The organism is Streptomyces sp. NPDC002643 (assembly GCF_053592555.1).
The window spans coordinates 215,268-224,474 of the sequence record NZ_JBSFVY010000017.1 but is presented as its reverse complement, the minus strand read 5'-3'; the positions used below and the strand labels follow the sequence as shown (position 1 = coordinate 224,474).

General features: G+C 69.8%; 9 protein-coding genes. 7 read left to right on the top strand and 2 right to left on the bottom strand.

The genetic code is table 11. From position 1 onward, the window contains the following. The first annotated feature begins 249 nt into the window (after positions 1–249). From deoC to ACWD4G_RS26165, 3 genes are read left to right on the top strand one after another with little or no spacing between them, the layout of a single operon-like run. Positions 250–1,203: a deoxyribose-phosphate aldolase gene (deoC, locus tag ACWD4G_RS26175; RefSeq protein ID WP_451297422.1), complete on the top strand. Its 954-nt coding sequence runs from the start codon at positions 250–252 to the stop codon at positions 1,201–1,203. A 3-nt stretch (positions 1,204–1,206) separates the two neighbouring features. Beyond that, positions 1,207–2,637, top strand: coding sequence for an aldehyde dehydrogenase family protein (locus tag ACWD4G_RS26170; protein ID WP_451297394.1), 1,431 nt, complete (start codon positions 1,207–1,209; stop codon positions 2,635–2,637). Next, positions 2,630–3,541 carry an aldehyde dehydrogenase family protein gene (locus ACWD4G_RS26165; RefSeq protein ID WP_451297392.1) on the top strand — a complete coding sequence of 304 codons (912 nt, stop codon included), beginning with the start codon at positions 2,630–2,632 and terminating at the stop codon, positions 3,539–3,541. The genes ACWD4G_RS26170 and ACWD4G_RS26165 overlap by 8 nt, the downstream gene beginning before the upstream one ends. A 73-nt stretch (positions 3,542–3,614) precedes the next feature. On the opposite strand, the gene ACWD4G_RS26160 is transcribed toward ACWD4G_RS26165, so the two are convergent. Further along, positions 3,615–4,028: a hypothetical protein gene (locus ACWD4G_RS26160; RefSeq protein WP_451297390.1), complete on the bottom strand. Its 414-nt coding sequence runs from the start codon at positions 4,026–4,028 to the stop codon at positions 3,615–3,617. Positions 4,029–4,193: 165 nt separating this feature from the next. Between ACWD4G_RS26160 and ACWD4G_RS26155 the strand changes: the two genes are divergently transcribed. Continuing rightward, a complete protein-coding gene (locus ACWD4G_RS26155; RefSeq protein WP_451297388.1) occupies positions 4,194–4,844 on the top strand; it encodes a uridine kinase family protein in 651 nt (216 codons plus the stop codon). Between the two features lie 254 nt (positions 4,845–5,098). Here ACWD4G_RS26155 and ACWD4G_RS26150 read toward each other — a convergent pair whose 3' ends face one another. Next, complete coding sequence (locus ACWD4G_RS26150; protein WP_451297386.1) at positions 5,099–5,863, bottom strand: SigE family RNA polymerase sigma factor; 765 nt, start codon at positions 5,861–5,863, stop codon at positions 5,099–5,101. Positions 5,864–6,139: 276 nt separating this feature from the next. Here ACWD4G_RS26150 and afsQ1 point away from each other — a divergent pair, with 276 nt between their 5' ends. The 3 genes from afsQ1 (at position 6,140) to ACWD4G_RS26135 (ending at position 9,101) form a co-directional block, all read left to right on the top strand. Then, on the top strand, positions 6,140–6,817 hold the full coding sequence (afsQ1, locus tag ACWD4G_RS26145; protein ID WP_009308989.1) for a two-component system response regulator AfsQ1: 678 nt from the start codon (positions 6,140–6,142) through the stop codon (positions 6,815–6,817). Continuing rightward, the gene (locus ACWD4G_RS26140) at positions 6,814–8,412 is read left to right on the top strand and encodes an ATP-binding protein (RefSeq protein ID WP_451297384.1); all 1,599 of its coding nucleotides are present in this window, start codon (positions 6,814–6,816) and stop codon (positions 8,410–8,412) included. The genes afsQ1 and ACWD4G_RS26140 overlap by 4 nt, the downstream gene beginning before the upstream one ends. An 89-nt stretch (positions 8,413–8,501) precedes the next feature. Then, complete coding sequence (locus ACWD4G_RS26135; RefSeq protein WP_451297420.1) at positions 8,502–9,101, top strand: hypothetical protein; 600 nt, start codon at positions 8,502–8,504, stop codon at positions 9,099–9,101. Positions 9,102–9,207: the final 106 nt, after the last annotated feature.

Genomic DNA, 9,207 nt, shown 5'->3' with positions numbered 1-9,207 from the left:
GTCCGTCGCGTACAGCCGGCTCAGCAAAGTTCACGCCATCCAACCCCCGAGCAGTACGTCCGCCTGCGACGGACTGACACACCGGCCCGGCCCCGCCCCACCCACGCACCCCACGCGCCCCACGCGCCCCACGCGCCCCCACCCTCATTGCGCCCCACCCCCATCGCGCCCCCACCCCCATCGCGCCCCCACAACGAACCCTCGGGGCTGTACAGCCGCTACGCGCGTAGATATGCTCGTCTGGTGACCATGTCCACAGCTGCACCCCACGCCCTAGCCGACGTCACCACGTCGGACAGCACACTCCGCCGCTTCCTCCACGGACTGCCCGGCGTAGACGCGGTCGGCCTGGAGGCGCGCGCCGCCTCCCTCGGCACCCGTTCCATCAAGACGACCGCCAAGGCGTACGCCATCGACCTGGCCATCTCCATGGTCGACCTGACGACCCTGGAAGGCGCGGACACCCCCGGCAAGGTCCGCTCCCTCGGCACCAAGGCGGTCCACCCCGACCCCACCGACCGCACCACACCCCCCACCGCCGCGGTCTGCGTCTACCCGGACATGGTGGCCGTCGCGAAGGAGGCCGTGGCCGGCTCCTCGGTCAAGGTCGCCTCGGTCGCCACCGCCTTCCCGGCCGGCCGCGCCCCCCTCGCCGTCAAGCTCACCGACGTCCGCGAGGCCGTATCCGCCGGCGCCGACGAGATCGACATGGTCATCGACCGGGGCGCGTTCCTCGCCGGGAACTACATGAAGGTGTACGACGAGATCGTCGCCGTCAAAGAGGCCTGCGGAGCAAGCGCCCGCCTCAAGGTCATCTTCGAGACCGGCGAACTCTCCACCTACGACAACATCCGCCGAGCCAGCTGGCTCGGCATGCTCGCGGGCGCGGACTTCATCAAGACGTCGACCGGCAAGGTGGCGGTCAACGCCACCCCGGCGAACACCCTCCTCATGCTGGAAGCCGTACGGGACTTCCGCGCCCAGACCGGCGTCCAGGTGGGCGTGAAGCCGGCCGGCGGCATCCGTACCTCCAAGGACGCCATCAAGTTCCTCGTGCTGGTCAATGAGACGGCGGGCGAGGACTGGCTGGACAACCACTGGTTCCGCTTCGGCGCGTCCTCGCTCCTCAACGACCTGCTGATGCAGCGCCAGAAGCTGGCCACCGGCCGCTACTCCGGCCCCGACTACGTTACGGTGGACTGACCCATGGCATTCGAGTACGCTCCCGCGCCCGAATCGCGCGCGATCGTCGACATCGCCCCGTCGTACGGCCTGTTCATCGACGGGGAGTTCGTCGAAAGCTCGGGTGGGGATCTCAACAAAACGGTCTCCCCCTCCACCGAGGAAGTGCTCTCCGAGTACACCCAGGCCACCGCGGAGGACGTCGACCGGGCGGTCAAGGCCGCGCGGAAGGCGTTCGAGAAGTGGTCGGCGCTCCCCGGCTCGGAGCGCGCGAAGTACCTCTTCCGCATCGCCCGCATCATCCAGGAGCGCAGCCGCGAACTGGCCGTCCTCGAAACCCTCGACAACGGCAAGCCGATCAAGGAGACGCGGGACGCGGACCTGCCCCTCGTGGCAGCCCACTTCTTCTACTACGCGGGCTGGGCCGACAAACTCGACCACGCCGGCTACGGCGCGAACCCCCGCCCCCTCGGCGTCGCGGGCCAGGTCATCCCCTGGAACTTCCCCCTCCTGATGCTGGCGTGGAAGATCGCCCCGGCCCTGGCGACGGGCAACACGGTGGTCCTGAAGCCCGCCGAGACCACCCCCCTCTCGGCCCTGTTCTTCGCGGACATCTGCCGTCAGGCGGGCCTCCCGAAGGGCGTCGTCAACATCGTGACCGGGGATGGCCGTACCGGCGCCGCCCTCGTGGCCCACCCGGACATCAACAAGGTGGCGTTCACAGGCTCAACAGCCGTGGGCAAGCAGATCGCCAAGACAGTGGCCGGCACCCGCAAGAAGCTCACCCTGGAACTGGGCGGCAAGGGCGCGAACATCGTCTTCGACGACGCCCCCATCGACCAGGCGGTCGAGGGCATCGTCAACGGCATCTTCTTCAACCAGGGCCAGGTCTGCTGCGCCGGCAGCCGCCTCCTCGTCCAGGAATCGATCGCGGACGAACTCCTCGCCTCCCTCAAGCGCCGCCTGTCCACCCTCCGCCTCGGTGACCCGCTGGACAAGAACACGGACATCGGCGCGATCAACTCGGAGGAGCAGCTCTCCCGTATCACCGCGCTGGTGGAGCAGGGCGAGGCGGAGGGCGCCGAGCGCTGGTCGCCGTCCTGCGAACTGCCGACCTCCGGCTACTGGTTCGCTCCGACGCTCTTCACCAACGTCACCCAGGCCCACACCGTGGCCCGCGACGAGATCTTCGGCCCTGTCCTGTCCGTCCTCACCTTCCGCACCCCGGACGAGGCGGTGGCGAAGGCCAACAACACCCCGTACGGCCTGTCGGCGGGCATCTGGACCGAGAAGGGCTCCCGCATCCTCGCCGTGGCGAACAAGCTGCGCGCGGGCGTCGTCTGGTCCAACACGTTCAACAAGTTCGACCCGACCTCGCCGTTCGGCGGCTACAAGGAGTCGGGCTTCGGCCGCGAGGGCGGCCGCCACGGCCTGGAGGCGTACCTCGATGTCTGACCGACTCAATGTGCTGAAGACCTACAAGCTGTACGTCGGCGGGAAGTTCCCGCGTTCCGAAAGCGGCCGGGTGTACGAAGTGAGCACGCAGACATCAGCCGCTGACGCGGCGGGGAAGGGCAACTGGCTGGCCAACGCCCCCCTCTCCTCCCGCAAGGACGCCCGTGACGCGGTGGTCGCCGCCCGCAAGGCGTTCGGCGGCTGGGCGGGGGCGACGGCGTACAACCGGGGCCAGATCCTGTACCGCGTGGCGGAGATGCTGGAGGGCCGCCGCGACCAGTTCGTACGCGAGGTCGCGGACGCCGAGGGCCTGTCGAAGTCGAAGGCGGCGGCGCTGGTGGACGCCACGATCGACCGCTGGGTCTGGTACGCGGGCTGGACCGACAAGATCGCCCAGGTGGTCGGCGGCGGAAACCCGGTGGCGGGCCCGTTCTTCAACCTCTCCTCCCCCGAGCCGACGGGCGTGGTGGCGGTCCTGGCCCCCCAGAAGTCGTCGTTCCTGGGCCTGGTGAGCGTCCTCGCCCCGGTGATCGCGACCGGCAATACGACCGTCGTGGTCGCCTCCGAGAGGTCCCCCCTCCCGGCCCTCTCCCTCGGCGAGGTCCTGGCCACCTCCGACGTCCCCGGCGGCGTGGTCAACATCCTCTCCGGCCGCACCTCGGAGATCGCGACACCTCTCGCCGCGCACCAGGACGTCAACGCGATCGACCTGGCCGGCGCTGACGACGTACTGGCGAAGGAACTCGAAGTCGCCGCGGCCGACAACCTCAAACGAGTCCTCCGCCCCCAGCCTGTGGACGACTGGACGGCCACCCCCGGTATCGACCGCATGACGGCGTTCCTGGAGACCAAGACGGTCTGGCACCCCACGGGTTCACTGGGCGCGTCGGGTTCGGCGTACTGAGCGACCGTCGAAGCAGGGGCCCACGTCTCATATCTGTCCGGGAGACGCGCGGCCCCCTTCTTCCGGAGCGCGCTCAGCGCAACGCGCCCACCAGCGGCCCCACCAGCGGAATGCTGCCGATCGACGGCGCCTGGGCCACCGGCCCCGTCAGGGCGGTCGACTTGACGGCCTGGAAGTCGGCCAACTGTGTGCCCACCCCGTTGTCGAGGGGGTCGACGCCGGTGCCCGCCAGGGGGTTCGGCTTGAGGTTGGCGATCGGGCCGGTGATGTACTGGACGCTGCCGGTGACGCCTTGGAGGCCGGCCTCGGGGTCCACGTTGCCGAGGGTGGTGGGGCGGGTCCGCATCACGTCGAGGACGGGGGCGGTGTCCTCGGCGGCCGCGGCCGTACCGCCGCCCGCGCCCACGCCGAGCGCGACGCCGGCGGTGGTGACGGCCAGCAACACGCGCCGGACGGTGGGGTTCTGGGGGGCCGAGTGTCGAGCCATCAACGTTGCACCTTCTGCTGCCGGAATTGTTCTACTGCCGGAATTGTCGCCATCCACTACGGAAAGCAACCATAGAGACACATACGGTAGTTGAGATGTGATGTGCGCACCAAGGACGACCCGCCGTCTCGGCGGGAGCGCCGCGATGCCCCACACTGGACTCTCGTGAGTTCGCATCCCTCGATACCGACCCGGGTCGTCCTGCTGACCGGGCCCTCCGGCTCAGGCAAGTCCCTTCTCGCCGCCCGCTCCGGCCTGCCGGTGCTGCGGCTCGACGACTTCTACAAAGAGGGCGACGACCCGACGCTGCCGCTGGTGGAGGGCAGTTCGGACATCGACTGGGACCACCCGCTGTCCTGGGACGCGGAGGTCGCCGTCACGGCGATCGAGGAGCTGTGCCGCACGGGCCGTACGACCGTGCCGACGTACGACATCTCGCTGAGCGCCCGGACAGGCTCGGAGGCGATGACCATCGGGACGGGCATCGAGCGGACTCCGGTGTTCATCGCGGAGGGCATCTTCGCGGCCGAGATCGTGGACCGCTGCCGTGAACTGGGATTGCTGGCGGACGCGCTCTGTCTGACCCGGGGGCCGGCGAAGACGTTCCGCCGGCGTTTCCTGCGCGATCTGCGGGAGGGCCGCAAGTCGGTGGCGTTCCTGCTGCGGCGCGGCTGGCGGCTGATGCGGCTGGAGCGCTCGATCGTGGCCCGTCAGGCGGAGTTGGGCGCCCACCCCTGCGACAAGGACGAGGCCCTGGGCCGGCTGGCCGCGGCCGCCGCGGGCCGGGCACAGGTGAGACCGGCCTCGCCTCTATGAATATGAACATGAATAAACGGGACTGGATGGTTTCCAAAAAGCGGGACTGGACGGGCCGCTGAAAAAGCGGGACTGGATGGACCCCCCGGCCCTCCAGTCCCGCTTCCCCCGTGTTCCCCCGTCGTGACCCCGTGTCCCCCGTGGTCGCGCCGGTTCCCCCCGTGTTCCCCCGTTGTCCCCCGGTTTCCCCAGTCCCCCTGGGTTCCCCTTATTTTCCCCCCGCTTTTCCCCTTTTCCCCGTTCCCCCCAGACCTTCAGGCGACAAGCTCCCCGAAGGACTCCTCCTCGTCACGGCCGAAGCTGAGGACCTCGTCCTCACGCAGCCGGCGCAGCGAGCGCCAGATGCTGGACTTCACCGTGCCGACACTGATGTCGAGGATCTCCGCGATCTCCGGGTCCGTGCGGCCCTCGTAGTAGCGCAGGACCAGCATGGTGCGCTGGAGTTCGGGGAGGCGGGCGAGCGCCTGCCACAGGACGGCGCGCAGTTCGGTGCCGCGCATCGCGTCCGTGTCACCGGCGGTCTCCGGCAGTTCCTCGGTCGGGTACTCGTTCAGCTTGCGGCGGCGCCACGCGCTGATGTGCAGGTTGGTCATGGTGCGGCGGAGGTAGCCCCCGACCGCGGCCTTGTCGCTGATCCGGTCCCACGCCTTGTACGTCGAGAAGAGGGCGCTCTGGAGGAGGTCCTCGGCCTCGAAGCGGTCACCGGTGAGGTGGTATGCGGTGGCGTACAGGGAGGCACGACGCTCCTGGACGTAGGCGGTGAACTCCACCTCCGACACAGAACGGCGTTCCCCCGTGTCCTCCCCGTACGCTGCCGCGACCCCCGTTCCCCCGTGGGTCACCCCCGTGGTGCTTCCCCCCACATGCGCGTCAACCACCGTCATGTACGTGGTGTGCTGACGCCCGGTGCCGCGAGCGCACCCCCGCCCGCTCACGGCACCGGACTTCTCCGCGCTCCGGATGACGTCGTGGAGACGCGTGACAACTGCGCTAGTGCTGGTGCTGTGCAGCGTGTTCATCTCGCGCCCCCCGTCGTGGAGTTCCGGTCTCCGCCCCGCCCCCTCGTGCTTGTCGGGCGGCGCTTCCTTGCCTGTGCCGAGAACTCTGCCGGGCCACCTTCACGGCCGTATCCGCCGACTGTCACAGACCTGTCACAGGGGTGGGTCATGATCAACCGACAGCTCGATCACAGAGAAGAGTCGTACGGCTACGCGTTGCCCACGATCATGTGCGCATCATGGGTGGGAGCGCTCCAACGGTCGATTCGGCGCCATGCCATGGGCCAGAATGAGCCCGTGCCTTCCCTGTTGCTGATCGAGGACGACGACGCCATCCGCACGGCCCTGGAGCTCTCACTGACGCGCCAGGGGCACCGTGTCGCCACCGCCGCGAGCGGCGAGGATGGTCTCAAGCTGCTGCGCGAACAGCGGCCGGATCTGATCGTTTTGGATGTGATGCTGCCCGGCATCGACGGCTTCGAGGTGTGTCGACGCATCCGGCGCACCGACCAGCTGCCGATCATCCTGCTGACGGCGCGTAGCGACGACATCGACGTGGTGGTCGGGCTGGAGTCCGGCGCGGACGACTACGTGGTCAAGCCGGTGCAGGGGCGGGTGCTGGACGCCCGTATCCGTGCCGTGCTGCGGCGTGGTGAGCGCGAGGCCAATGACGCGGCGACGTTCGGCAATCTGGTGATCGACCGCGCGGCGATGACCGTGACGAAGAACGGCGAGGATCTGCAACTGACGCCGACCGAGCTGCGGCTGCTGCTCGAACTGAGCCGGCGGCCCGGACAGGCGCTGTCCCGGCAGCAGTTGCTGCGGCTGGTCTGGGAGCACGACTACCTGGGCGACTCCCGGCTGGTGGACGCGTGCGTGCAGCGACTGCGCGCCAAGGTCGAGGACGTGCCGTCGTCACCGACCCTGATCCGTACGGTGCGTGGTGTGGGCTACCGGCTGGATGTTCCTCAGTGACGAAGGCCCGAGGGGGGAACCGCGGCTGGTCCGCGGCTCGAAGGAAAGTTCAGTCCCGTATTCGTTTCACCAGTCTGCGGCTGCGGCTCGTGGTCGTGTTCGGGCTGGTGGCGCTCACGGCCGCCGCGTCGGCGTCGGGGATCGCGTACTGGCTCAACCGTGAGGCCGTGCTGACGCGCGCGCAGAACGCGGCGCTGGAGGACTTCGAGCGGGAGATGCAGAGCCATGTGAGCACGCTGCGCCCGAATCCGACGCAGGACGAACTGCGGGGTGCGGCGCGGCGGATGGCCGACGACGGGCAGCGGTTCAGTGTGCTGCTCATCGCCGAGGACCCCGAGGGGCGGTCGGTGTCGGGTTCGTCGACGGCCAACGCGCTGGACGGGTTCACGCTGGACGACATACCGGCATCGCTGCGGAAGGCCGTCGACAAGCGGCAGAAGCTGACCACGGGCAACCAGCACGCGTACCACCTGTACTGGCAGCGGGTCATCGAGGGCGACAGGCCGTATCTGGTGGGTGGCGCCAGGATGATCGGCGACGGTCCGACCGGCTATATGCGCAAGTCGCTTGAGCCGGAGGCGAAGGACCTCAATTCGCTGGCCTGGTCGCTGGGGATCGCCACGGCCCTGTCGCTGATCGGTTCGGCGCTGCTCGCGCAGGCCGCGGCGACGACCGTGCTGAAGCCGGTGCAGCGCCTCGGTGTCGCCGCGCGGCGGCTCGGCGAGGGCAAGCTCGACACCCGGCTGCGGGTGTCCGGCACGGACGAACTGGCCGATCTGTCACGGACGTTCAACGACGCGGCGGAGGCGCTGGAGAAGAAGGTCGACGACATGAGCGCCCGCGAGGAGGCGTCCCGGCGGTTCGTCGCCGACATGTCGCATGAGCTGCGTACGCCGCTGACCGCGATCACCGCCGTCACGGAGGTGCTGGAGGAGGAGCTGGACGCCGACACCGGCAGCCTCGATCCGATGATCGAGCCGGCGGTACGGCTGGTCGTCAGCGAGACCCGGCGCCTCAACGACCTGGTCGAGAACCTGATGGAGGTCACCCGCTTCGACGCGGGCACCGCCCGTCTCGTCCTCGACGACGTGGACATCGCCGACCAGATCACCGCCTGCATCGACGCCCGCGCCTGGCTGGACGCGGTGGAGCTGGACGCCGAGCGCGGCATCATGGCCAACCTCGACCCGCGCCGCCTGGACGTGATCCTCGCCAACCTCATCGGCAACGCCCTCAAGCACGGCGGTTCGCCGGTACGGGTCGCCGTGCGGGTGGAGGGCGAGGATGTGCTGGTCGTGGTGCGGGACCACGGCCCCGGCATCCCCGAGGACGTCCTCCCGCATGTCTTCGACCGCTTCTACAAGGCGAGCGCCTCCCGGCCGCGCTCCGAGGGCAGCGGCCTCGGCCTGTCCATCGCGCTGGAGAACGCGCACATCCACGGCGGTGAGATCACCGCCGCCAACTCCCCCGAGGGCGGCGCGGTGTTCACCCTGCGTCTGCCCCGGGACGCCTCCCCACTGATCGAACCCCCACGGTCGGCCGACGACGAGACGGGCGACGGCGGCACGGAGGGCACCGAGGGGGACGGGCAGTGATGACGAGCGACGTGGAGGTATCGACCGCCCCGCCGCGCGAAGTACTACGGGTACGGCCCCTAGGGGTACGGCGTCCAGCGGTACGGCGGCTGCGTACGGTGGCGGCCCTCGGGGTTCTGGCCGGGGTGCTCTCCGGGTGCGGTATCCGGGCCACCCAGGTGCCGACGGACTTCGGGCCCGCGCCCTCGATGGTGCCGTGCGAGGTGTCGATGCCGGAGGCTCCGGTGCAGGCCTCACCGCCCGGTACGCCGGTCGAGGTGTTCCTGCTGTGCTCGGGGGCGCTGGTACGGGTCAACCGTTCGATCGAGGTGGCCGAGAGCGGCGACGAGCAGCGGCGGCGGGTCATGGTCGCCCAGGGCCTGCTGGACACCCTGGCCGGGGAGCCGTCGACCGTCGAGGACGACGCCGGCTACCAGACCGCCGTGCCGCCCGGCCTGACCGTGGCGGGCCCCCGACCCGGCGACCCCGCCGACACCCTCCGGCTCTCCACGGCCCCGGACGCGCTGCCCACGTACGCCCTCGCCCAGATCGTCTGCACCTTCGCCGACTCGGCGGCGGCCGGCGACAACGGCTCGGTCGTCCTCGGCAGCACCAGCGCCGACGCCCTACGCCGCTACGAGTGCACCCCCGACATCCAGTCGGACCCGGGCACCGGGACACCACCATCGACGGAGGTCGCTTCATCCTGAGGCGGCTGCCGGCATCCGCCGGGAAACCATGACGGGCTGGACGCTTTCCTGAGCCGGGGCGTGGGGGCTGCCGCCGGGGCCGGGGGCGCGCGGGCCGAGCGGGGCT